This is a genomic window from Sphingomonas faeni (assembly GCF_040407505.1).
In the GTDB taxonomy this organism is placed as follows: domain Bacteria; phylum Pseudomonadota; class Alphaproteobacteria; order Sphingomonadales; family Sphingomonadaceae; genus Sphingomonas; species Sphingomonas faeni_E.
The window spans coordinates 670,352-692,791 of the sequence record NZ_JAPZPQ010000001.1; the positions used below are offsets into that span (position 1 = coordinate 670,352).

Genomic DNA, 22,440 nt, shown 5'->3' on the forward strand with positions numbered 1-22,440 from the left:
CATCGGGTGCAGGAGAGGACATGACCATGCGGACCGACGATGAGCAGAATGCCAAGAGCGCCAAGCGCAAGGAGGTCCACGACCGGATCGTCGCGAGCAAGACGATCGAGAAGGGGCTGGTCATCGTCCACACCGGCAAGGGCAAGGGCAAGTCGACCGCCGCATTCGGTATGGCGGTGCGGATGATCGGGCATGGGCGCAAGGTCGGCGTGGTGCAGTTCGTCAAGGGCGCCATGGCGACCGGCGAGAAGGCGATCTTCGATGCGTTCCCGGAGCTGTGCGAGTTCAAGCCAATGGGAGAGGGGTTCACCTGGGACACGCAGGATCGCGCTCGCGACATCGCGGTGGCACGCGAGGCATGGGACGAGGTGAAGCGGATGATTGCCGATCCGTCCTATGCGATGGTGGTGGCGGACGAGCTGAACATCGTGTTGCGGTATGAGTATCTGCCGGTCGACGAGGTGCTCGCTGTGTTGGCGGCCAAGCCCGAGATGACTCATGTCGTGGTGACCGGGCGGAACGCGCCGGATGCGCTGATCGAGGTGGCGGATCTGGTGACGGAGATGACGCAGGTCAAGCATCCGTTCCGGTCGGGCGTGAAGGCGCAGGCGGGCGTGGAGTTCTAGGCGGGTTCGTACTCTACGGCCCAATACAACCACCGTCCGTCATCCTGACGAAAGTCAGGACCCAGGGTAACGGGCGGTGGCCTTCGTGGCTCTGGGTCCTGACTTTCGTCAGGATGACCGGAGGGCGTGGGGACGGCTGGCAGACTTCTAACCTACGTAGCCGTGCCTTGCGCCGTGTCTTCCTCCCGCCTATCGCTCCGTCCGCGACAGGTTCCCCCGATGCTCACGCGGAGGGGGATGAAAATGGGAACGGGAAACACCCGGCTGCCCCTGCAACTGTACGCGGCGAGCCATCGTGCCTCATGCCATTGGGATAGTCCCGAGAAGGCGGCGCGGACGGCGTTGACCCGCGAGCCAGGAGACCTGCCCGTCGCGGTCGTCTTTCGTCCGGCCAGGGTGCGCCGAACGGACGGGTAACACCCCGAGCGACGACATCGCTTCGCTTCGCGCGGAGGTCGGAGGCGTGCGCCTTTTGATCTTCGTGCGGTGCGGGACCGACTGTCCGAAGGGGTTCCTATGCCAAGTTCACGTCATTCTAAGATCGTCCGGGGACGGACATGCTGAAGCCCGCCGAGGACGGCGTCGCCGTGGTCGCGTGCAACACGTGCCGCCATTCCGCCGACGCGCGCGACGATGGTGACGGCGTGCGGGGTGGCGCACGGCTGGTCATCGCGCTGAAGGCGGTGCAGGCGAGCGATCCTGCCTATGCCGACGTCGCGGTGCAGGAGATGCCGTGCCTGTTCGCATGCCAGGATTTCTGCACGATCCACCTGCGAGCACCCGCCAAGGTAGGCTATGTGCTGGGCCGGTTCGAGCCTACCGAAGACGCCGCGCGCACGATCCTCGATTACGCGCGGCTCTACGGCGAGAGCGCGTTCGGGCAGGTGCCGTTCAAGCAATGGCCGCAGGGGGTGAAGGGCCACTTCATCACGCGTACGCCGCCCGCCGGGTTCGTCGTGGAATGACCTTCTTTCCGACGGCCGGAGCATTTCTGTCATCCTTGCGCGCGTTGCCGCAGCCGGACGAAGCCGCTCGATCGGCGGCGGTGGCGCGTCAGGGGCAACTCACCAAACCGCCGGGTTCGCTCGGGCGGTTGGAAGAGATTGCCGTCTTCATGGCCGGCTGGCAGGGCCATGAACGCCCGCGGCTCGATCGCGGCCGGGTGATGATCTTCGCGGGTAATCACGGCATCGTCGATCGCGGCGTCAGTGCGTTTCCGTCTTCCGTCACCGCGCAGATGGTGGCCAATTTCGAACATGGCGGCGCGGCGATCAACGCGCTGTCGCGCGCGGCGGGGCTCGATCTCAGAGTCGTCCCGCTCGATCTCGACCGGCCGACGACCGATTTCACCGTCGCCCCGGCGATGTCGGAGGAGGAATGCCTCGCGGCGATCAACGCGGGCGCCGCCGTCGTTGCGGACGCGCCCGATCTGATCGTGCTCGGCGAAATGGGGATCGGCAACTCGACCTCCGCCGCCGCGCTGTGCCTCGCCAGCTTCGATGGATCGGCACGCGACTGGGTCGGGCCCGGTACCGGAGTCGACGACGACGGCATGGCCCGCAAGATCGCGACCGTGGAGGCCGGGCTGGCGCTGCACCGGGACGCACTGAGCACGCCGTTCGAGACGCTACGCAGGCTTGGCGGTCGTGAACTTGCGGCAATCGCAGGCGCGGTCATAGCTGCGCGTTTCGCAGGCGTACCCGTCATGCTCGATGGCTTCATATGCTGTGCCGCGGTCGCGCCGATCGCCGCTGCGTGCCCGGATATCCTCGCACATTGTCTTGCCGGCCACGTGTCGGCCGAGCCGGGTCATGCGCGCTTGTTGCGGGCATTGGACCTCGATCCCCTGTTGTCGCTGGGCATGCGGCTCGGCGAGGGAAGCGGCGCGGCGACTGCGACCTTGCTCGTTCGCGCGGCGCTGGCGGCGCATGACGAGATGGCGACCTTTGCCGAGGCGGGGGTCTCGGTCGCGTGACCGGTTCGCACATGCTGTACCTGATGCGGCATGGCGCGCCCGTCCGCGAAGGTATGTTGCTGGGGCACACGGACGATCCGGTAACGGAGGCCGGCGTTGCGGCATGCGTCCAGCGAGCCGCAGGGCTGGAAGTTGCCGCGATCGTGTCATCCGATCTGAAGCGTACGCGCGATTGCGCGACGGCGATCGGCAGCGTGCGGGGCATCGTCTGCGCCGCCGATCGACGGTGGCGTGAACTCGACTTCGGCGCGTGGGACGGGTTACGTCCCGCCGATATCGATCCGGCCGCCTTCGCGCGGTTCCACGACGATCCGGACGCCGCCCCGCCGCCGGACGGGGAGCGATGGTCCTCGTTGCTGGACCGGGTCGGCAATGCCTTGGCGGTACTTCCGTCGGTGCCGACGTTGGTCGTCACGCATGGTGGCACTATCCGGGCGGCGCTCGCGGATCTTTGCGGGTTCGACCGGCGGCAGACATGGGCGTTCGACCTGCATTATGCCGCGCTTGTATCGTTGCGGATCTGGCCCGGGTTGGATCGGACTGTGCAGATCGTAGGGCTGGCGACGTGAAGCGGCTGGTCGTCGCGTTCGGTTTCCTGACGCGCCTGCCGATGCCGCGCGTCGAGGCCGGGGCAAACGACTTTGCCGCGGCGATCCGATACTACCCGCTGGTCGGACTGGCGATCGGCGTGCTCGTCGCCGCGGCCGGATGGGCAGGCGCGTCGATCGACCCCTGGACCGGGGCCTGCGCCGCATTGCTGGTGTGGATCGCCGTCACGGGAGCGTTGCACCTCGACGGGCTGGCCGATCTCGCCGACGGACTGGGTGCGGCGCATGGCGATCGGACGCGGTTGCTCGCGGTGATGGCCGATCCGCATATCGGCAGCTTCGGCGTCGTCGCGATCGTCGCCCAGATGATCGCCAAGCTCGTGCTGCTGCACGCGGTCGGGCTGACGGCGTGGTGGTTGGTCATGCTGGTACCGTTTGCGGCGCGCATGGGGCCGCTGGCCTGGGCAGTCCTGTTGCCGCCGTTGCGGGCGGGCGGATTGGGCGCCGCGGTCGCCGGCGCAGTCCGATCGCGCGATCTGGTCGGCTGGGGACTCATGCTGGCGCTGGCTGCCGTCGCGGCCCCCGTGCTGTTGGCGGTTCCGCTCCTGATACTGGCCGTCGCGGCCTGGTTGCGGCGTAAATTGGGTGGCGTCACCGGAGACGCGCACGGGGCGGGGATCGAGCTTGTCGAGACGGGCGTCCTGCTCGCTTTTGCCATCGCCGGTGCGTCAGCCGGCGCGCTGGGCTAGGCCGAGCATCGCATCCAGATCGACGTGACGTTCGAGCGTCGCCGCGATCGCGTCGAGCGCGGCATCGATCGAGGCCGCATGGTCAGGTCCGACCGCGTCGACGCCGAGCCGGGCCAGCCACGCCGCGCGTTGGTCGGCGAGGCCGAACAGGCCGTGGACGTAACTCCCGTGGACCAGTCCGTCGGCGCTCGTCGCACCTTCCGCGCTGCCGTCGGAGCGATGACCGACGGGGCGGTTCAGGTCACCGCCGGTCGTCGCGCCCAAGTGCATCTCATACCCTTCGAAGCGCGCGCCGTTGGCGATCCCCTCGATCCGCTCGAGCGTCTTCGTCGCCGTGAGAACCGTGTCGACATCGAGCAGCCCCAGCCCCGCGACCGTCGTCGCCGCGCCTTCGATACCGTGCGGATCGGCGATGCTGCGACCCAGCATCTGGAAACCACCGCAGAGGCCCAGCACCGGCTTTCCCCGGCGGTGATGCGCAAGGATATCGATGTCCCAGCCTTGCCTGCGCAGGAAGGCCAGATCGGGGATCGTGGCTTTCGAGCCCGCAAGCACGATCATGTCCGCCTCGGGGATCGGGGTGCCGGGCGGGACCATCACCAGCGCGACGCCTTGTTCGAGGCGTAGCGGATCGAGGTCGTCGAAATTGGCGATCCGCGGCGTGATCGGGCAGGCGATCGTTACGCGACGGTCGACCGACGCGGAGCGGCGTTCGAGGATCACGGCGTCTTCACTGGGCAGGCGCGCGGCGTCCGTTAGCCAGGGTACGACGCCGTAGCCGCGCCATCCGCTGCGCGCCTCGATCGCGCGATAGCCATCGTCGAACAGTGCGGGATCGCCGCGGAACTTGTTGACGAGGAAGCCGTGGATCATCGCCGCGTCGGCAGGGTCGATCACCGCGCGCGTGCCGACGATTGAGGCGATGACACCGCCGCGATCGATATCGCCGACCAGGATCACGGGGACATTGGCGGCGCGGGCGAACCCCATGTTGGCGATGTCGCCTGCGCGCAGGTTGATCTCCGCCGGGCTGCCTGCGCCTTCGACGACGACGAGATCGCAGCTTGCCGACAGTCGCTCGAAGCTGTCGAGCACGTCGACGAGCAGGCCCTCGCGTCCTTCGCGCCACCGTGCGGCGGCGAGCGTGCCGCGGACCTGCCCACGGACGATCAATTGCGACGTGCGATCGCCCTGCGGCTTGAGCAGCACTGGGTTCATGTCGACGCTGGGCTCGACTCGACACGCGATCGCCTGCGTCGCCTGCGCGCGGCCGATTTCGCCACCGTCGGCGGTGACGGCCGCGTTGTTCGACATGTTCTGCGGTTTGAACGGGCGGACCGACAGTCCCCGGTTGGCGAACGCGCGGCACAGTCCGGCGACGAGCACGGACTTGCCGACGTCGGAGCCGGTCCCCTGGAGCATCAGAGCCGCCATGCGAGTACTCCGGCGATGACGAGGAGAAGGATGCAGGCCCGACGATAGATGCCGAGCGCCGCGCGGAGGTCAGTAGCGGTTACGTCGCGGCGACCGTCGCCGATATATGGCTTTGCGGTGACGATGCCGTCATAGGCGATCGGTCCGGCGAGGCGCAATCCGAGTGCGCCCGCCATCGCCGCTTCGGGCCATCCTGAGTTGGGCGACGCATGGTTGCCGGCATCGCGGACCATCGTCCGCCAACCGCCACAGCTGGCAACGCAAAGCAAAACGCCGCTAAGCCGGGCGGGAATGAGGTTGGCGACATCATCGATCCGCGCCGCCGCCCAGCCGAATGCGCGCCACCGGTCCTCGCGGTGCCCGATCAGGCTGTCCGCGGTGTTGATCGCCTTGTACGCCCAGAGGCCCGGTAGCCCGGCGACCAGCAGCCAGAACAGCGGCGCTACGACGCCGTCGCAGACGCTTTCCGCGAGGCTCTCGATCGCGGCCCGCGCGACGCCGGCTTCGTCGAGTGTCGCGACGTCCCGGCCGACGATCATCGCGACGCGGGCGCGGGCTGCTTCCAGGTCGCCGCTTTCGAGGGCGCGCGCGACCGGCACGACATGGTCGTACAGGCTGCGGATCGCGAGCCCAGGCGCCGCCATCAGGGCGATCGCGATCCAGGCCATGGGACCGAACACGAGCCGCACGAGGGAAGTCGCAGCGAGCGCTACCCCGACCGCAACTGCGACGAGAACAACGATCGTGATGACACCGGCGGCGCGGCGGATCGTGTCCGATAGTGTAGGGCGGTTCCAGCGCGTCTCGCCCCAGCCGATCATTCGCGCGAACCCGCCAACCGGATGACCGATCCGCGCATAGAGCGGCGCCGGCCAGCCGACCGCCGCGTCGATGATGATCGCCAGGACGGCAACCGGCTCAACCATCGTCAAGTGCTTCGTCGAGCCGCGCGAAGGCGTCGTCATCGCTAGGGACGCCCATACGCAGCCAGCGGGGCGAGTGATCGAAAGTGCGGGTGAGGATGCCGACCTGTGCAAGCCGTTCGAACAGCGCGGGTGCCGTGTCGGTCTCGATCAGCCGGAACAACGCGCATTCGCCGCGAGCTTGAAGCCCCTGACGTGCCAACATCGCGTCGAGCCTCCCGGCGCGTTCGTCGATCGAGACCCGCGCCGCAGTGATCCACGCGGTGTCTCGGTAGGCCGCGCTGCCATAGGCCACGGCGTGCGCCGATATCGGCCAGCTGCCGAGCCGCTGGCGCATAACGGCGACGTGCTCCAGCGGCCCGATCATGAACCCGAGCCGCACGCCGGGCAGGCCGAAAAATTTGCCGAACGACCGAAACACGATCGCGCGGTCGTCGGGGCGGAGCAGGGGGATGAGGCTAGATCCGGGCGCTACGTCGGCAAACGCTTCGTCCACGATCAGGAAGGCACCGCTGCGGGCGATCGTCAGCAGGCGTTGCGGCGTGTCGCACTGGCCGTCCGGATTGTTGGGGTTGGCCAGCAACAGCGTGCCGTCCGCGACCGTCTCGATCGCATCTCGCGCTATCGGAACGGCACCGTCGATCGCTTCGGCATGCGTGGCGTAGCTCGGCACGACGAACCGGGCGGGGGTAGGCAGGTCCAGCGCGGCCAGCATTCGCAGACCGAGTTCACTGCCCGGCAACGCGACGACCCGGTCCGCGGTCGTACCGAATACGGCAGCAGCGGCGGCTTCAAGATCCGCGATCGCGGCGGGCGAGGGGAGGCTGTGCAGATTGACCGTCGGAACGCGATCGGTCGGCCACGCGCAGGGGTTGATGCCGGTCGACAAGTCGAGCCAGGGTCTCGGCGCATCCGGATAGTGGACGGCGGCGAGGTCGATCCGTCCACCGTGGATGCGCAGGGCGTTCATACCGTCTTTCATTCGGATCCGCGGGCTTTCGCTTGATCTTCGGGGCGTCATCGTCATTCCCGTCTCGTCGAGCAAGCGCGAAGGAAACGGTAGGATGCAATCGGTCGGGACGCCGTTCGGAAAAAGCCTGTTTGTGCTGGGTGGCGCGCGCTCGGGGAAGAGCCGCCACGCGCAAGGCATGGCCGAAGCCGCGGCGACGGACCAGGTGACGCGGCTCGTCTATATCGCGACCGCGCAGGCTTTCGACGGCGAGATGGAGGATCGGATCGCGCGCCATCGTGCTGACCGTGACGATCGGTGGCGGACGGTCGAGGCTCCGCTGGCGCTTGGCGAGGCGCTGAAGAGCGAAGACGGCCCGGACGTCGTGATGCTGGTCGATTGCTTGACGCTGTGGGTGTCGAACCTGCTGCTAGCCGACGAGGCTATAGCCGCGCGCGTGGACGATCTGGTCGAGACGATCGCTCGGTTGGAAGGCTGTGTGATCCTCGTCTCGAACGAGGTCGGGTTGGGGATCGTCCCAGACAATTTGCTGGCACGGCGTTTCCGGGATGAGGCAGGGTTGCTGCACCAGCGGATCGCGGCGCAGGTCGACTCCGTCGATATGGTCATGGCCGGGTTGGTTCAGCGCTGGAAGACACCGAACGCTGGCTGAAGCTATCGGAACGACTATCGATCATCACTTTCGCGACGAGCAAGTATCCGTAGCACAGGAAAGCGATCATTTGATCGATGCTAAAAACTGATGTGGTTTTTATACGCTCGTATTTCTCGAACATGATCGGTAGAGCAAGAAGTCACTAATTTTGATTTTATTTGTGCAACCCCAAAATTAATTGGAGCATATCGGTCCGCTCAAACATTAATTAAAACATTTCCGTTCGAGCTATGTTAAAAGAGCTTATCGCCAGCCGATTTTTGGGCCCTGACGACCGAGAGATGCATGTGCTCCCGCCCCGAATTTTGCGGGATTACTCTCATGGCTACGACGCTCAGCCCCCTGGCGCTGATGGTTCGGAAGTTGGAAACGCACGCTGTGCTGGACGACGGCGACCGCAAGGCGCTGCTCGCGCTGCCATATACGTTGCGCACGTTCGAGCCGTCTTCCTATCTCGTGCGCGAAGGCGATGCGCCGGATCAGTGCGCCGTCCTGCTGTCGGGGTTCGCATATCGCCAGAAACTGACCGGCGCCGGCATGCGACAGATCGTGTCGCTGCACATTCCCGGTGAGCCGCTCGACTTCCAGCATCTGTTCCTCGACGTCGCGGACCACAACGTTCAAACGCTGACCCGCGCCGAGGTTGCGACGATCCCCCGATCGGCGCTGCGCGAACTGGCGCGGAACCGTGCGGCTATCAGTAACGCGATCTTCGTCAACACGCTGGTCGAGGGATCGATCTTCCGCGAATGGATCCTCAACATCGGTCGCCGCGACGCGCGATCGCGGCTGGCGCATTTCCTGTGCGAATTCGCCATACGTCTCGACATGCAGGGGCTGACCGGTGCCGATGGCTATGAATTGCCGATGAGCCAGGAGCAGCTTGGTGATGCCCTTGGGCTGACGGCGGTGCATGTGAACCGCACGATAAAGTCGCTCGAGGCGGACGGTCTGATCGGCCGCAATCGTCGCCGGATCAGTTTTCCGCAATGGGATGCACTACGTGAACTCGCGGACTTCTCGAGCCGCTACCTGCATCTTGCCCAGCAGACCAGCTGACGGTCCTATCGTTGATGCGCGTGATCGACCGAATCGATTATCCGCCCGCCAGCCATGAAGACGGCGATCGGGCAGGCCGCGAACAGCAGCCAGCCGCCGTATCCGGGATATTGCTGGAGGTAGTGCATCCCGCGTTCGACCGCGCCGACGCCTAGGCCGTAGATGACGAGGAAGGCCTCGAACTTGGTCTTGATGATGAAAAGGCGAGCAAACCGGGTCCACATGGCGAGCGTATTAGCAAGGTGCGTGCCAGTGGCTGATATGCGCGGTTCTGACGCCAAAAAGTATGGTTACCTGTAAATTAACCCGACGATCTACGTTGGGTTGCGGCGGTCATATGCGGGCGACGTGCGTGACCCGGTCGGCTTCGACGACGCCCAACGAGCGCGCGCAATCCTCGGCCAGCACGACGCCGTCCTCGGTCTTGCGGACCTTGCCGAACGCGGCGCGGAAGTCGGCAAGGTTGCCCGTCGCGACCAAGGCGTCCTTGCCGTCGTCGCCAACGATCCCGACTACATCGCTCTCGCGAGCGTCGGCGATCGAGCGGACCTGATCGGTGCGGGCGGTCATCGTCGGGCCGCCATCGAAGATGTCGACATAGTTCTCGAACGCAAATCCCTCGTTCTCCAGCATGCGCATCGCGGCGCGCCCCGAAGGATGCGGCAGGCCGATCGCGGCGCGTGCGGTCTCGGTCAGCATCGCCGTATAGATCGGATGCTTGGGCATCAAATCCGCGATGAACTGATGCCCGTTGATGGCATTGAACTGGTCTGCGTCCTGGAAATTCATCCCGAAGAAGCGGCCTGCAAGGCCATCCCAGAACGGCGAGCCGCCCGCTTCGTCGATCACGCCGCGCAGTTCGGCGAGGATCCGGTCGGCAAAACGCGCGCGGTGCATCTTGATGAAGAGGTAGCGGCTGCGCGCGAGCAACAGGCCGAGGCCGCCGGCGCGCTCGCCGGGATGGAGGAACAGCCCGCCGACCTCGCTCGCGCCTTCGAGATCGGTGGCGAGCGTTAGCATGTCGGCGCGGAAGGTGCGGTTCAGCTCGCGGCTGTGCTGGGTGAGCTGGCCGATCCGGTAGCTGTAGAACGGGTAGCTCTGGCCGACCTGCGTGAAGATCTGACAAGTGCCACGAACTTCGCGGGTCTCGATGTTCTCGAGGATCAGCACGAACAGCTCGTCTTGGAGGGGGCCGTCGGTGCGCGCGAAGGCCGCGTGGCTGCGTTCGAGCTTGGCGGTGAGCGCGCGGCGATCGGGTGGCAGATTGGTGAAGCCGCCGCCGGTCAGCTTGGCCATCTCGTAGAGATGCTGAAGGTCGTCGTCGACTGCGGCCCGGATCCTGAAGCTCACAAGCGGCCCTCCGCGATACGCAATATGGTGACCGCCGACAGCGCCCCGCGCTCGGCGAGACTGTCGGGGATCATGAATTCGTCGGTCGAATGGATCGCGCCGCCGCGAACGCCCATTGTGTCGACCACGGGAACACCCGCCGCCGCGATGTTGTTGCCGTCGCAGACGCCGCCGGTGGCTTTCCAGGCGATGTCGAGACCGAGGTCCGCGCCGGATGCCTTGACCAGATCGAACAGCCGCGCAGCGCCGTCGTCGATCGGCTTCGGCGGGCGGTTGAAGCTGCCATGGACCTCGATGCGGACGTCGTGCTCGGCAGCGACCATCGCGACCGCGGAGTCGATATGCGATTGCGCCCGCGCGATGTCGTCGAGCGTGGTGGGGCGGAAGTTGATGCGGAGGATGGCGAGGTCGGGGACGACGTTGTTCGGGCCACCGCCCTCGATCCGCGCCGGGTTCACCGCGAGACGGGGGCCGCGGACCTTCGACAAGCGCACCGCGATGTCGGCGGCTGCGACGAGCGCGTTGCGGCCGTCCTCGGGGTTGCGACCGGCGTGCGCGCTGCGACCGTGGACGATGATCGAGAAATTCCCCGTACCGCCGCGTGCTCCCGCCAGCGTGCCGTCGGCGAGCGCGGGTTCGTAGGTCAGCGCGGCGATCTTTCCGTGCGCCGCGCGGGCGAGTAGCGCGGCGGACGAGAAGGAGCCGGTTTCCTCGTCCGAATTGATGACGACGTCATAGCCGATCCGTGCGGCGAACGGGCTGGCCTCGACCGCCCGAAGCGCGGCAAGCATGACCGCCAGCCCGCCCTTCATGTCCGCGACGCCGGGGCCCTTCAGTCTGCCGTCCTCAAGCCACTTTAAGGTCTGAAAGGCGTGATCGATCGGGTAGACGGTATCCATGTGCCCCGTGAACAGCATGCGGACCGGTGCGTCCGGGCGGACGACAAGGTGCAGGTGCTTGCCGTGCTCGATCGCCGAGACCACGCCGTCCGCGCCGACATTGTCCACCGGCGTCGGCTCGACCAGCGTGATCTCGCCCGGCAGGATCGCGAACGCGTCGCCGAGCAGTCCGGCCATCGTCGCCAGCCCGGCAAGGTTGCGCGTGCCGCTGTTGACGGCTGACCAAGCCTCGACCTGCGCCAGCATCGGTGCCGCGCCCGCCGTGTCGACGGCATCGCGCTCTATCGGTGAAAGTCCCCTCATCGCCTAACCCTAGCGAGGCTGGGCGCGCGTGGGAACAGCGTCAGAAGCTGTAGACCAGCGACGCGCGGCTGGTGGTGTCGGTCGAGACCGAACCGACCGGCGGCTCGCTTTCATACTGGACGCTGTACGAGAGCGCGGCCGAGAGCGGGCCGATCAGCTTCGCGTTGAGCGAGGTCGTGCCGCTGAGCGTGCTGTTGTAGCGCTGGACATAGGCGGACGCGACCTGGCTGACAGACAGGCCGCTCAGGATCCGGACGCTGAAATTCGCGGTACCACGCGCGGCGATGCTACTCTGCTCGGTATCGTCAGTAAATTCGGTGTAGCGATACGCTGGCCCGAGTTCGAGATCGAGCTTGGTCCCCGCGGTCTTGATCACGCTGTAGCCGGCACCGACCGAAGTCGAATAACGGTTGAAATAGCCGAGGAACCGATCGCCTTCATATTGCGCGACGCCGTAGATATAGGCTCGGTCGTCGATCTTGTAGTTAGGTTCGTACGAGGCGAGGTAGTGTTCGCGCGTCGTGATGTTCTGGTTCGACTGATAGTCCGCCTGCGCATGGAATTTCTGGCGCCAGCGGAGACCTTCGCGGTTGAGATCGAGCACGGCCGTGCCGCCGGCAGTGTCGGAATTGCCGGTCGTCAGGTAGCCGCCGACCTCGGCCTTGCCGCTCCACAAGTCGAGGAAGCTGGCCTGACGGATGACCTGCGTGCGCTGCGCTGCGCGGTCGGCTTTCCACTTTTCGGCGATCGCCAGCACGGCATCGCCGCTGAGCGGATCGGCGGCGCGTGCGTATTTGGCGATCGTGTTGACGTCCGCTTCGTTCCCCGCCTCCAGCGCAGCGTCGAGCATCGCGCGGATCGTCTCGGGGATCATCACCGACTGCGGATCGGGCGCGTTCGCCAGCAGCAGCGGGGCGAGCAGAAGAGGGGCTAAGCGGCGCACAGCCGTTCCGTAACGGCAGCGTGACGGAATGGGAACTGTTCAGCGTGTCGAGGTTGCGCCGAGATGTGGCGCGAAGGCGGCGAGTACCTGTTCGTAGAGCGCCTTCTTGAACGGCACGATCATCCGCGGCAGGTCGGCGGGATCACTCCAGCGCCATGCACAGAACTCCTCGTGGTCGGTGGCGATGTTGACGTCCGCGTCGGTGCCGAGGAAGCGGTACAGGAACCAGCGCTGCGTCTGGCCGCGCCATTTGCCTTTCCACACTTTCCCCAACAGTTCGGGGGGCAGGTCGTAGACGAATTCGCCTGGGGCTTCGGCGATCAGTTCGACCTTGTCGGGCATGACGCCGGTCTCCTCGCCGAGTTCGCGCAGTGCGGCGGCTTCGGCGTCCTCGCCGGGATCGATACCACCTTGCGGCATCTGCCAAGCCTCCAGCGGCGAATCGTTGCGCTGACCGACGAAGATCTTGCCGTCCGCGTTCATGAGCATGATGCCGGCGCAGGGTCGGTAGGGCAGGGTCGAAACGTCGGTCAAAATAGTCTCCGCAACGCAGGTGCTTGGGGCTAGGGCAACTTGGGGGTCGGGCCGCGCGCTCCTACCTACGGAGCATGATCCATGTCGTCCACCATCCCGACTATGTCACCCCCGCGCCGGCGCGTTCGACCTATCGCTGGAACAAGAACGGGCTGATCCGCGACCTGCTGCGCGAAAAGGGCAAGGCGATCGTATGGCACCGCGCCGAGGCGACGCCGACTGCGTGGCTGGAGGCGGTGCATGACGAGGATTACGTCGCCGAGGTTCTGGAAGCGCGGGTTCCCAAGGAGAAGGAGCGGCGGATCGGGTTTCCGGTGACGGCGGCGGTGGCTTCGCGCGCGGCGATCGTGCCGCACGGGACGTGGCTCGCGGCGTGCCTCGCGCTGGAGCACGGGTTTGCGGCGAATACGGCGGGCGGGAGCCATCATGCGCTGGCGAACACGGGCGCGGGGTTCTGCGTGTTCAACGATCTCGCGGTGGCGGCGGCTCGACTGATCGACGAGGGGCGCGTGGCGCGCGTTCTCGTAGTCGATTGCGACGTTCACCAGGGGGATGGGACCGCGGCGCTGCTCGCCGGGCGGCCGGAGATTGCGACCTACTCGATCCATGCGGAGAAGAACTTTCCGGTCCGTAAGGCGCGCTCGACGCTCGACGTGCCGTTGCCAGATAAGGTCGGCGACGATGCGTATCTGGCGACGCTGGAGGCGACGCTGGTGCCGTTACTCGACGAGTTTCGGCCGGAGCTGATCCTCTACCAGGCGGGGGTGGACCCGTTCGAGGGCGATCGGCTCGGGCGGTTGGCGCTGACCTTGGATGGTCTAGCGCGGCGGGAACGGCTCGTCGCTAGCCTCGCGATCAGGCGAGGTCTTCCGCTCGCGAGTACGGTCGGCGGGGGCTACGGCGACGATGCGCTGGCGATCGCCGAGCGACACGTGGCGGCGATCATGACGCTGGGGGAAACTTTCGCAGCGCCGTGATGCTGGATCGCGGCTTGCTGCGTTGGGGATGCGATGACGACACCTGTTCTTCTCTGGCTGCGCCAGGACCTCCGCCTTCATGACCAACCCGCGCTGATCGCCGCCGCGCAGGCCGGGCCGGTGATCCCGGTCTACGTGCTCGACGACGATGCACCGGGGAAATGGAAGATGGGCGGGGCGCAGCGATGGTGGCTGCACCACACTCTCGATGCCTTCTCGAAGTCGCTGCAGGAAAAGGGCTCGGAGCTGGTTCTGCGACGCGGGGATGCGGTCAAAGTGCTGACAGCATTGATGGAGGAAACCGGCGCTGCCCAGGTGCACGCGATCCGCCATTACGAGCCATGGTGGCGCATGGCCGAGGCGGCGCTTGGCGATCGACTGTGCCTGCATGACGGCAACCATCTTGCCCGCGTCGAGGATGTGAAGACGGGGTCGGGCGGGCAATTCAAGGTGTATTCCTCGTTCTGGAAGGCGCTGAACCAGATGATGCCGCCGGGTGATCCCGAGCCTGCGCCGCGGACGATCCCGGCGCCGTCTAAATGGCCGAAGAGCGAGACTCTGGCGGAGTGGGACCTGCTGCCGACCAAGCCGGACTGGTCGAAAGGGTTCGACGACTGGACGCCGGGCGAGGCGCAGGCGTTGAAGAACGCGAAGGCGATGGCGCCGATCGTCGAGGCCTATGACGTCGATCGCAACATGCCGTCGATCGAGGGCACCTCGCGCCTGTCGCCGCACCTGCATTTTGGCGAAATCTCGCCACGTACGGTGTGGCATGCCGTTGATGGTCACGGCGATGCGACGACGTTCCGCAAGGAACTGGCGTGGCGCGACTTCACCGATGGCGTCGTGCTGACGATGCCCGATTACGGCGACACGAACGGGCGACCCAAGTTCGACAAGCTACCCTGGCGGGCTGGCAAGGAGGCCGAGGCGGATCTGAAGGCGTGGCAAGAGGGGAGGACCGGCTATCCGATCGTCGATGCCGGGATGCGACAGCTTTGGGCGACCGGCTGGATGCACAACCGCGTGCGGATGATCACGGCGAGCTTCCTGGTGAAGCATCTGCTGATCGACTGGCGCGAGGGCGAGCGCTGGTTCTGGGACTGCCTGGTCGATGCGGATTACGGGAATAATTCGGTTAATTGGCAGTGGGTTGCCGGGACCGGGGTGGATTCGAACATGTTCGGGCGGATCATGGCCCCGCTGACGCAGTCGGAGAAGTTCGATGCGGGGGACTATATTCGCGAATGGGTGCCGGAACTGGCGAAGGTGACCGGCGAAGCGATCCATGATCCGGAGGAGTCCGGCTGCCGGCCAAAGGCGTATCCGGCGAAGATCGTCGGCCACCGCGAAGGCCGTGAGCGGGCTCTCGAGGCTGGGCGGCACGCACGCTGAGTAGCGGCCACCATCGCACTTCGTCATCCTGACGAAAGTCAGGACCCAGGGTAAATTGGGGTGACGATTGTGGCTCTGGGTCCTGACTTTCGTCAAGATGACGGTTTGGGAGGGGTGAGCGGCTGGCCTCATGTTCGAGTGTTTGACGCCTGCCTCTTTCCTAGCCGCGGCCCCTGTTGCATGGAGCGCCGCGATGACTGCCGTTCCAGCTTTCGATGATGTGCCCGCCGCGCAAGGTTCCACGGTCGCGCGCCTCGTCGCGCCGATGTTTCACCGTTTGCTCGACCGGATAGATGCAGGGCTGGAGAGCGGCGGCATAGATGCATACTTGCCCGACGGCACCCGTCGGCTGATCGGCGGTCGGGCTCCGGGGCCTTTCCCCATCGTGACCGTGCACCGCTGGCGCGCGTTGGTGCGGCTCGCAACGGCGGGATCGGTCGGCTGGTATGAAGGCTGGGCGGCAGGCGACTGGTCGAGCCCAGACCCGGTACCGCTGTTCGACCTGTTCATGCGCAACCGCCGCTCGCTCGGGAGTTCGGCGCGGTCTGGGGGCGTAGTGCGGCTCGCCGCGCGCGCGTGGCACCGGATGCGGCGCAACGACCCGACTGGCTCGCGAAAAAATATCGCGGCGCATTATGACCTCGGCAACGACTTCTACGAGACGTGGCTCGATCCAAGCCTGACCTATTCCAGCGCGATCTTCGCCGAGCCGTTCGACGATGCCGAACCGCATGAGGCTGCGCAGGCGACCAAGCTGCGTGCGATCCTCGATCGGACCGGCGCGCGGGCTGGCGATACGATCTTGGAGATCGGCTGCGGCTGGGGATCGTTCGCCGAAATGGCGGCGCGCGCGGGGGTTGGCGTGCACGCACTCACCCTCTCGACGGAGCAGAAGCGGCAGGTCGACGACCGGATCGAAGCGGCGGGGCTTGACGGCGTGCGCGTGGCGCTGACCGATTACCGCGACGTTATCGGGACTTATGATGCGGTGGCGAGCATCGAGATGGTCGAGGCGGTCGGCGAGGAATATTGGCCGGTGTATCTCGACGCGATCGCGCGCGCCTTGGAGCCGGGTGGGCGAGCGGCGTTGCAGTATATCTCGATCGATGATGCGATCTTCGACTCTTATTCGCGGAGTGTCGACTTCATCCAGCGCTACGTGTTTCCGGGCGGGATGCTTCTGTCCGAACCGCGGTTTCGCGCGTTGGCGGAGGCGCGAGGTTTGGCGTGGGAGGACCGGCGCGGGTTCGGGCTGCACTATGCCGAGACGTTGCGGCGGTGGCGGGTCGCGTTCGATGCCGCGGTTGCTGATGGGCGGTTGCCGACACGGTTCGACGCCCGGTTTATGGCGTTGTGGCGCTATTACCTAATGTACTGCGAGGGCGGGTTTCTCGGCGGCGGGATCGACGTCGCGCAGGTTACGCTAGTGAAGCGGTAGTGTTTTCCTGCGAACGCAGGAACCCAGGGTAACGGGCGGTGGCGATTGTGATCCTAGGCTCCTGCGTTCGCAGGAGAACGGTTAGCCGACCCGCTCGAAGTGGCCGGGTTCGAAGCCTTCGATCGCGAGAGCCACGATGCGGTCAGCGACCACTGTCGGTTCCTTGACCGAGTTCGGATCCTCGCCCGGATACGCTCGCGCGCGCATCTTCGTCCGCGTTGCGCCGGGATCTACGATCGCGGTACGGATTGCGCTGATTTCGGCCATCTCGTCGCCATACGCGCCGAGGAGCGTTTCGAATGCAGCCTTCGACGCGCCGTAGAGGCCCCAATAGGCGCGGGGTTTGCGGCCGACGCTGGAGGTCACGCCGATCACTCTGGCCGACTTGGCCTTCTTCAGCATCGTGTCGAACGCGGCGATCATGGCCGCCTGCGCGCTGACGTTGAGCGTCAGAACCTGCGCCATTTCCTTCGGATCGATCGCGGGGACCGACGACAGCGAACCGAGCATGCCCGCGTTGAGGACGAGGATGTCGAGCGCATCCCAGCGATCGCCGATCGCCGTCGCCAGCCGGGCGATGGCTTCGCTCTCGGCAAGATCCAGCGGGGCGATCGTCGCCGACCCGCCAGCCGCGTGGATCGTTGCCTCGACCTCTTCGAGACCGCCGGGGGTCCGCGCCGTCAGGACGACATGCGCGCCCTTCGCCGCCAGCGCGATCGCCGTCGCAGCGCCGATGCCGCGGCTAGCACCGGTGACCAGGGCCAGCCGGCCTTCGAGAGGCTTGTCCGTCATATCAGCTCCGCGAGTATCAGATGACGCGTTCGGCGAGCATCGCGAACTGATCGACTTCCGAGCCTTCGTCATGGTCGGTCAGCGTCGTCGGGTAGTCGCCGGTGAAGCACGCGTCGCAATATTTCGGGCGGACATCCGCGCGCTTCGCCTCGCCGAGCGCTTTGTAGAGCCCGTCGATCGAGATGAAGTTGAGACTGTCGGCATGGATGAACCCGGTCATGCCGCCAAGATCAAGCTTGGCCGCGAGCAGCTTCTCGCGCTCGGGTGTGTCGACGCCGTAGAAGCACGAATGCCGGGTCGGTGGGCTGGCGATCCGCATATGGACTTCGGCGGCGCCTGCCTCGCGCATCATTTCGACGATTTTGAGCGAAGTCGTGCCGCGGACGATCGAATCGTCGACGAGGATGACCCGCTTGCCCTTGATCAGCGCACGGTTGGCGTTGTGCTTCAGCTTCACGCCGAGGTGTCGGACCTTGTCGCCCGGCGAGATGAACGTGCGGCCGACATAATGCGAGCGGATTATGCCGAGTTCGAACGGGATACCCGACTGCTGCGCATAGCCGATCGCGGCCGGCGTGCCCGAATCGGGAACCGGGATGACGAGATCGGCATCGACCGGCGACTCGATCGCGAGCTGCGCGCCAATGGCTTTGCGGACCGAATAGATCGAGTGATCGTCGACGATCGAATCGGGGCGCGAGAAATACACCCATTCGAAGATGCACGGCCGCGCCGCCATCGGCGCGAACGGGCGGATCGAACGGATCTCGGAGCCCTGGACGATGACCAGCTCGCCCGGCTCGATCGCGCGGACGAAGGTAGCGCCGACGACGTCGAGCGCGACCGTCTCGGAGGCGAAGATCACCGCGTCGCCGAGCTTACCCATCACCAGCGGGCGAATACCAAGCGGATCGCGGCAGGCGATCATACCCTCCGGCGTCATCACGATCAGCGAGTACGCGCCTTCGATCTGCTTCAGCGCATCGATGAAGCGATCAAGCAGCGTGCGGTAGTTCGAGGTCGCGACGAGGTGGATGATCGTCTCGGTATCGCTGGTCGACTGGAAGATCGAACCGCGGCGGACGAGTTCGCGCCGCAGTCGCATCGCGTTCGAGATGTTGCCGTTGTGCGCGATCGCGAAGCCACCGGTCGACAGCTCGGCATAGAGCGGCTGGACGTTGCGCAAGGCCGTCTCGCCGGTCGTCGAATAGCGGACATGACCGCAGGCGACGGTGCCCGGCAGCGACCGGATCACGTCGTCGCGGTCGAAGTTGCCGGCGACGTGGCCCATCGCGCGGTGCGTATGGAAATGCGCGCCGTCGAAGGTCGTGATGCCGGCGGCTTCCTGGCCGCGGTGCTGCAACGCGTGCAGCCCGAGCGCCACGAGTGCGGCCGCGCCATCGGTGGCCGAAACGCCAAACACCCCGCATTCTTCGCGGAGTTTGTCGTCATCATAAGGGTTTGTCGTCAGCATGCCGGTTCTCACGTCGTGCGGAAGCTGCCCTATACGAGCGGATCGCCGTCTTGTCGCCTGTTTGTAATAACATTGCGCGTCGCCCGTCGCATCGGGCCAGCTTTGGGGTATATCGAAGTGATGACACACAGCCGCGACACGGGCTTGACGCTCGATCCGAAATTCGATTCCGCCGGGCTCCTGACCGCGGTCGTCACCGATCGCGTATCGGGCGACGTACTGATGGTCGCGCACATGAATGCGGAGGCGCTGGGAGAAACGCAGGCGACCGGCGAGGCGCATTTCTGGTCGCGCAGCCGCGAAAAGCTCTGGAAGAAGGGCGAGACGTCGGGGAACGTGCTGCGTGTCGCCGAGCTGCGGATCGATTGCGATCAGGACGCGGTATGGGTGATCGTCGATGCCGCGGGCCCGGCGTGCCATACCGGCGAGCGCACCTGCTTCTTCCGTCGGATCGAAGGGGGCAGACTGGTGCCGGCCGAATGAAGCGCGTGCTGCTGCTTGCGCTGTTGCTCGGTGGGTGTGGGCGGGAGCCGGCGACCGCGGCGGCGGACAGCGCGGGGGCTCGGCTCGAAGCCGCGGCCGAGACGGCGGGAATCGTGCCCGACCCGAACGCGCCGCTGCAAGGATCATGGGCGCGAGATACGGACCGCGTCTGCGTCGTCGGCACCGCCAAAACCGCGCGCATTGGCGTCAGCGTCGACTATGGCGAGGATCAGGCGTGCGCCGCGTCGGGAACCGTCGAACGGTCGGGTGATGCGCTGAAATTCGCGTTCGGCGCCTGCAAGTTCGACGCGCGCTTCGACGGCGATCGGATCGTGTTTCCCGCGGAGGTGCCGCAAGCCTGCGAGTCCCTCTGCACCGGCCGCGCCTCGCTCGCGGCACTGACTGTCGATCGGCTCAGCGAGTCGCGATCGGAGGCTGCGACGCTACGGTCGACGAAGGGAAAGTTGCTTTGCGGCAATTGACGTTGACGTAAACGAGAGTTATTTCTCCGGGGATGGCGACACAAGCATCCCCTCGATTGCAGGCGACCCCGCAATCCTACGCGGTGATCGAGCCGCGGCACGATCGCGAAAGCTTCACGATCTCCGACCTTTCCGCCGAATTCGACGTCACCGCGCGGGCGCTCCGGTTCTACGAGGACGAGGGCCTGATCGCGCCGGAGCGTCGTGGCACGCAGCGTATCTATTCGCACCGCGACCGCGCGCGCCTCGCTTGAATCCTTCGCGGCAAGCGCGTCGGGTTCAGCCTCGGCGAAATCCGCGAGATGATCGACCTTTACGATCTCGGCGACGGTCGCCGTGCGCAGCGCCAGGTCGTGATCGAGCGCAGCCAGGCGCGGATCGCGCTGCTGACCGCGCAGAAGCGCGACATCGATCTCGCCATCGACGAACTCACCAGTTTCGTGGCCCTCCTCGAAGTGAGCCGCGCCCAGGACAACCAAGGATAAACCATGCCCCAGTATACGCCCCCAGTCCGCGACACGCGTTTCGTCCTCGAGCATGTCGTCGGCCTCGATCGCTACAATAATCTCCCCGGCTTCGATGCGGCCTCGCCCGACGTCGTCGACGCAGTGCTCGAGGAAGGCGGCAAGTTCGTCGCCGAAGTCCTGTTCCCGCTCAACTTGTCGGGCGATCAGCAGGGCTGCACGCGGCATGAGGACGGTTCGGTGACGACGCCGGACGGCTTCAAGGAAGCGTACAAGCAGTATGTCGAGAGCGGCTGGGCGACGCTCGGCAACCAGCCCGAATATGGCGGGCAGGGCATGCCGCACGTCGTTTCGACCGCGTTCCAGGAATACATGATCTCATCGAACATGGCGTTCGCGATGTATCCCGGCCTAACCCACGGAGCGATCGCCGCGTTGATCGCCAAGGGTTCGGACGCGCAAAAGGCGATGTACGTGCCGAAGATGGTCTCGGGCGAATGGGGCGGGACGATGAACCTGACCGAGCCGCAGTGCGGCACCGATCTGGGCCTGATCCGTACCAAGGCCGAGCCGCAGGCGGACGGCTCGTACGCGATCACCGGCACCAAGATCTTCATCTCGTCGGGCGAGCATGACCTGACCGAGAACATCATCCACCTCGTGCTGGCCAAGACGCCGGGCGCGCCGGACAGTTCGAAGGGCATCTCGCTGTTCGTGGTGCCGAAGTTCATCGTCGAGGAAGACGGGTCGCTTGGCGCGCGCAATGGCGTCACCTGTGGCTCGATCGAGCACAAGATGGGCATCCACGCGAACTCGACCTGCGTGATGAACTATGACTCGGCGACCGGCTGGCTGGTCGGCGAGGAGATGAAGGGCCTCGCGGCGATGTTCATCATGATGAACGCAGCGCGTCTCGGCGTCGGCCTCCAGGGTCTCGGCGTGGCGGAAGTCGCGTACCAGAACGCCGTGCAGTACGCGCAGGACCGTCGCCAGGGTCGCGCGCTGACCGGGCCGAAGGAGCCGCAGGAGAAGGCGGACACGCTGTTCGTCCATCCCGACATCCGCCGCATGCTGATGGAGGGCAAGTCGCTGACCGAGGGCCTGCGCGCGCTGATCCTGTGGACCGCGCTCCAGGCCGATCTCGAGCATCATGCCGAGACCGAGGAAGAGCGCCAGCTCGCGGGCGACATCATCAGCCTGCTGACCCCGGTCATCAAGGGCTATGGCACCGACATGGGCTATGCGATCGCGACCAACGCGCAGCAGGTCTATGGCGGCCACGGCTACATCGCCGAATGGGGCATGGAGCAGTATGTCCGCGATGCGCGGATCGCGATGATCTACGAGGGCACCAACGGCGTGCAGGCGATGGATCTGGTCGGGCGGAAACTCGCGCAGAATGGCGGGCGTGGGATCCAAGCGTTCTTCAAGCTGGTGGCGGACGACGTCGCGGCGGCTAAGGGTGATCCGGCGACGGCATCGTTTGCCGAGGCTCTGGAGAAGGCGAACGGCCAGCTGCAGGCGGCGACGATGTGGTTCATGGCGAACGGCATGAAGAACCCCGAGAACGTCGGCGCGGGTGCGGTCAGCTACATGCACCTGATGGGAATCGTCGCGGTCGGCACGATGTGGCTGCGAATGGCGGTCGCTGCGACAAAGCTGAAGGCGGCGGGCGAGGGCGAAGCCGCGTTCCTCGACGCCAAGCTGGTGACCGCGCGCTTCTATGCCGAGCGGATCTTGCCGGATGCGGGCGCGCTGCGTCGGAAGATCGAGGGTGGTGCGGAGTCGCTGATGGCGCTGCCGCCCGAGATGTTCATGGCTGCCTGATTGGAAGCGGAGGCGGATTGCTGAAGCGGTCCGCCCCTCGTTCGTCATTCACCGGCCCACACCAACCCGTTCGCGCTGAGCGAAGTCGAAGCACCTGCGCGCGAGCCATGCCCTTCGACTTCGCTCACGGGTGGGGGGAG

Annotated in this window: 23 protein-coding genes, 1 pseudogene and 1 riboswitch; of the genes and pseudogenes, 14 read left to right on the plus strand and 10 right to left on the minus strand. The window is 65.9% G+C overall.

Annotated elements, in window-relative coordinates:
• Nucleotides 1-20: 20 nt before the first annotated feature.
• From cobO to cobS, 5 genes are all read left to right on the plus strand, one after another.
• On the plus strand, nucleotides 21-626 hold the full coding sequence (cobO, locus tag O6X71_RS03150; protein WP_353464397.1) for a cob(I)yrinic acid a,c-diamide adenosyltransferase: 606 nt from the start codon (nucleotides 21-23) through the stop codon (nucleotides 624-626).
• Between the two features lie 191 nt (nucleotides 627-817).
• Nucleotides 818-1,011: riboswitch (cobalamin riboswitch) on the plus strand.
• A gap of 172 nt (nucleotides 1,012-1,183) precedes the next feature.
• The gene (locus tag O6X71_RS03155; protein WP_353464398.1) at nucleotides 1,184-1,591 is read left to right on the plus strand and encodes a DUF1636 domain-containing protein; all 408 of its coding nucleotides are present in this window, start codon (nucleotides 1,184-1,186) and stop codon (nucleotides 1,589-1,591) included.
• Nucleotides 1,588-2,601 (plus strand): nicotinate-nucleotide--dimethylbenzimidazole phosphoribosyltransferase, encoded by a 1,014-nt coding sequence (gene cobT, locus O6X71_RS03160; RefSeq protein WP_353464399.1) that lies wholly within the window; start codon nucleotides 1,588-1,590, stop codon nucleotides 2,599-2,601. The genes O6X71_RS03155 and cobT overlap by 4 nt, the downstream gene beginning before the upstream one ends.
• An 11-nt stretch (nucleotides 2,602-2,612) precedes the next feature.
• Entirely contained in the window at nucleotides 2,613-3,170 is a 558-nt protein-coding gene (locus O6X71_RS03165; RefSeq protein ID WP_353465052.1) for a histidine phosphatase family protein, read from the plus strand.
• The gene (cobS, locus tag O6X71_RS03170) at nucleotides 3,167-3,898 is read left to right on the plus strand and encodes an adenosylcobinamide-GDP ribazoletransferase (protein WP_353464400.1); all 732 of its coding nucleotides are present in this window, start codon (nucleotides 3,167-3,169) and stop codon (nucleotides 3,896-3,898) included. Before O6X71_RS03165 ends, cobS begins: the two co-directional genes overlap by 4 nt.
• On the opposite strand, the gene O6X71_RS03175 is transcribed toward cobS, so the two are convergent.
• From O6X71_RS03175 to O6X71_RS03185, 3 genes are read right to left on the minus strand one after another with little or no spacing between them, the layout of a single operon-like run.
• Nucleotides 3,878-5,332 carry a cobyric acid synthase gene (locus tag O6X71_RS03175; protein WP_353464401.1) on the minus strand — a complete coding sequence of 485 codons (1,455 nt, stop codon included), beginning with the start codon at nucleotides 5,330-5,332 and terminating at the stop codon, nucleotides 3,878-3,880. The genes cobS and O6X71_RS03175 overlap by 21 nt on opposite strands.
• Complete coding sequence (cbiB, locus tag O6X71_RS03180) at nucleotides 5,320-6,258, minus strand: adenosylcobinamide-phosphate synthase CbiB (protein ID WP_353464402.1); 939 nt, start codon at nucleotides 6,256-6,258, stop codon at nucleotides 5,320-5,322. Before cbiB ends, O6X71_RS03175 begins: the two co-directional genes overlap by 13 nt.
• Entirely contained in the window at nucleotides 6,251-7,237 is a 987-nt protein-coding gene (locus O6X71_RS03185) for an aminotransferase class I/II-fold pyridoxal phosphate-dependent enzyme (RefSeq protein WP_353464403.1), read from the minus strand. Before O6X71_RS03185 ends, cbiB begins: the two co-directional genes overlap by 8 nt.
• A gap of 82 nt (nucleotides 7,238-7,319) precedes the next feature.
• Between O6X71_RS03185 and cobU the strand changes: the two genes are divergently transcribed.
• A complete protein-coding gene (gene cobU / locus O6X71_RS03190; protein ID WP_353464404.1) occupies nucleotides 7,320-7,877 on the plus strand; it encodes a bifunctional adenosylcobinamide kinase/adenosylcobinamide-phosphate guanylyltransferase in 558 nt (185 codons plus the stop codon).
• Nucleotides 7,878-8,201: 324 nt separating this feature from the next.
• Nucleotides 8,202-8,939, plus strand: coding sequence for a Crp/Fnr family transcriptional regulator (locus tag O6X71_RS03195; RefSeq protein WP_056058576.1), 738 nt, complete (start codon nucleotides 8,202-8,204; stop codon nucleotides 8,937-8,939).
• Between the two features lie 5 nt (nucleotides 8,940-8,944).
• On the opposite strand, the gene O6X71_RS03200 is transcribed toward O6X71_RS03195, so the two are convergent.
• The 5 genes from O6X71_RS03200 to O6X71_RS03220 form a co-directional block, all read right to left on the minus strand.
• The gene (locus O6X71_RS03200) at nucleotides 8,945-9,163 is read right to left on the minus strand and encodes a hypothetical protein (protein ID WP_056058579.1); all 219 of its coding nucleotides are present in this window, start codon (nucleotides 9,161-9,163) and stop codon (nucleotides 8,945-8,947) included.
• A 109-nt stretch (nucleotides 9,164-9,272) separates the two neighbouring features.
• Complete coding sequence (locus O6X71_RS03205) at nucleotides 9,273-10,289, minus strand: arginine N-succinyltransferase (protein ID WP_353464405.1); 1,017 nt, start codon at nucleotides 10,287-10,289, stop codon at nucleotides 9,273-9,275.
• Nucleotides 10,286-11,491 carry a hydrolase gene (locus O6X71_RS03210; protein WP_353464406.1) on the minus strand — a complete coding sequence of 402 codons (1,206 nt, stop codon included), beginning with the start codon at nucleotides 11,489-11,491 and terminating at the stop codon, nucleotides 10,286-10,288. Before O6X71_RS03210 ends, O6X71_RS03205 begins: the two co-directional genes overlap by 4 nt.
• 40 nt (nucleotides 11,492-11,531) lie before the next feature.
• Nucleotides 11,532-12,434 (minus strand): DUF481 domain-containing protein, encoded by a 903-nt coding sequence (locus tag O6X71_RS03215; RefSeq protein WP_056481996.1) that lies wholly within the window; start codon nucleotides 12,432-12,434, stop codon nucleotides 11,532-11,534.
• A 39-nt stretch (nucleotides 12,435-12,473) separates the two neighbouring features.
• Nucleotides 12,474-12,968: an RNA pyrophosphohydrolase gene (locus O6X71_RS03220; RefSeq protein ID WP_353464407.1), complete on the minus strand. Its 495-nt coding sequence runs from the start codon at nucleotides 12,966-12,968 to the stop codon at nucleotides 12,474-12,476.
• A 74-nt stretch (nucleotides 12,969-13,042) separates the two neighbouring features.
• On the opposite strand from O6X71_RS03220, the gene O6X71_RS03225 reads away from it, so the two are divergent.
• From O6X71_RS03225 to O6X71_RS03235, 3 genes are all read left to right on the plus strand, one after another.
• The gene (locus O6X71_RS03225; protein WP_353464408.1) at nucleotides 13,043-13,945 is read left to right on the plus strand and encodes a histone deacetylase family protein; all 903 of its coding nucleotides are present in this window, start codon (nucleotides 13,043-13,045) and stop codon (nucleotides 13,943-13,945) included.
• A gap of 33 nt (nucleotides 13,946-13,978) precedes the next feature.
• The gene (locus O6X71_RS03230) at nucleotides 13,979-15,340 is read left to right on the plus strand and encodes a cryptochrome/photolyase family protein (RefSeq protein ID WP_353464409.1); all 1,362 of its coding nucleotides are present in this window, start codon (nucleotides 13,979-13,981) and stop codon (nucleotides 15,338-15,340) included.
• A 193-nt stretch (nucleotides 15,341-15,533) separates the two neighbouring features.
• Nucleotides 15,534-16,778 carry a class I SAM-dependent methyltransferase gene (locus tag O6X71_RS03235; RefSeq protein ID WP_435368437.1) on the plus strand — a complete coding sequence of 415 codons (1,245 nt, stop codon included), beginning with the start codon at nucleotides 15,534-15,536 and terminating at the stop codon, nucleotides 16,776-16,778.
• An 81-nt stretch (nucleotides 16,779-16,859) separates the two neighbouring features.
• Here the strand turns inward: O6X71_RS03235 and O6X71_RS03240 are convergent, their stop codons facing one another.
• Together O6X71_RS03240 and purF are read right to left on the minus strand one after the other, a co-directional pair.
• Entirely contained in the window at nucleotides 16,860-17,570 is a 711-nt protein-coding gene (locus O6X71_RS03240) for an SDR family NAD(P)-dependent oxidoreductase (RefSeq protein ID WP_353464410.1), read from the minus strand.
• Nucleotides 17,571-17,586: 16 nt separating this feature from the next.
• Nucleotides 17,587-19,044 (minus strand): amidophosphoribosyltransferase, encoded by a 1,458-nt coding sequence (gene purF, locus O6X71_RS03245; RefSeq protein WP_056058607.1) that lies wholly within the window; start codon nucleotides 19,042-19,044, stop codon nucleotides 17,587-17,589.
• A gap of 120 nt (nucleotides 19,045-19,164) precedes the next feature.
• Between purF and hisI the strand changes: the two genes are divergently transcribed.
• From hisI to O6X71_RS03265, 4 genes and pseudogenes are all read left to right on the plus strand, one after another.
• Nucleotides 19,165-19,527 (plus strand): phosphoribosyl-AMP cyclohydrolase, encoded by a 363-nt coding sequence (gene hisI / locus O6X71_RS03250; protein ID WP_353464411.1) that lies wholly within the window; start codon nucleotides 19,165-19,167, stop codon nucleotides 19,525-19,527.
• Nucleotides 19,524-20,009 (plus strand): hypothetical protein, encoded by a 486-nt coding sequence (locus O6X71_RS03255; protein WP_353464412.1) that lies wholly within the window; start codon nucleotides 19,524-19,526, stop codon nucleotides 20,007-20,009. Before hisI ends, O6X71_RS03255 begins: the two co-directional genes overlap by 4 nt.
• 32 nt (nucleotides 20,010-20,041) lie before the next feature.
• Nucleotides 20,042-20,494 (plus strand): annotated as a pseudogene (locus tag O6X71_RS03260) (MerR family transcriptional regulator).
• 3 nt (nucleotides 20,495-20,497) lie between these two features.
• On the plus strand, nucleotides 20,498-22,300 hold the full coding sequence (locus O6X71_RS03265) for an acyl-CoA dehydrogenase C-terminal domain-containing protein (protein WP_353464413.1): 1,803 nt from the start codon (nucleotides 20,498-20,500) through the stop codon (nucleotides 22,298-22,300).
• The last annotated feature ends 140 nt before the right edge of the window (nucleotides 22,301-22,440 follow it).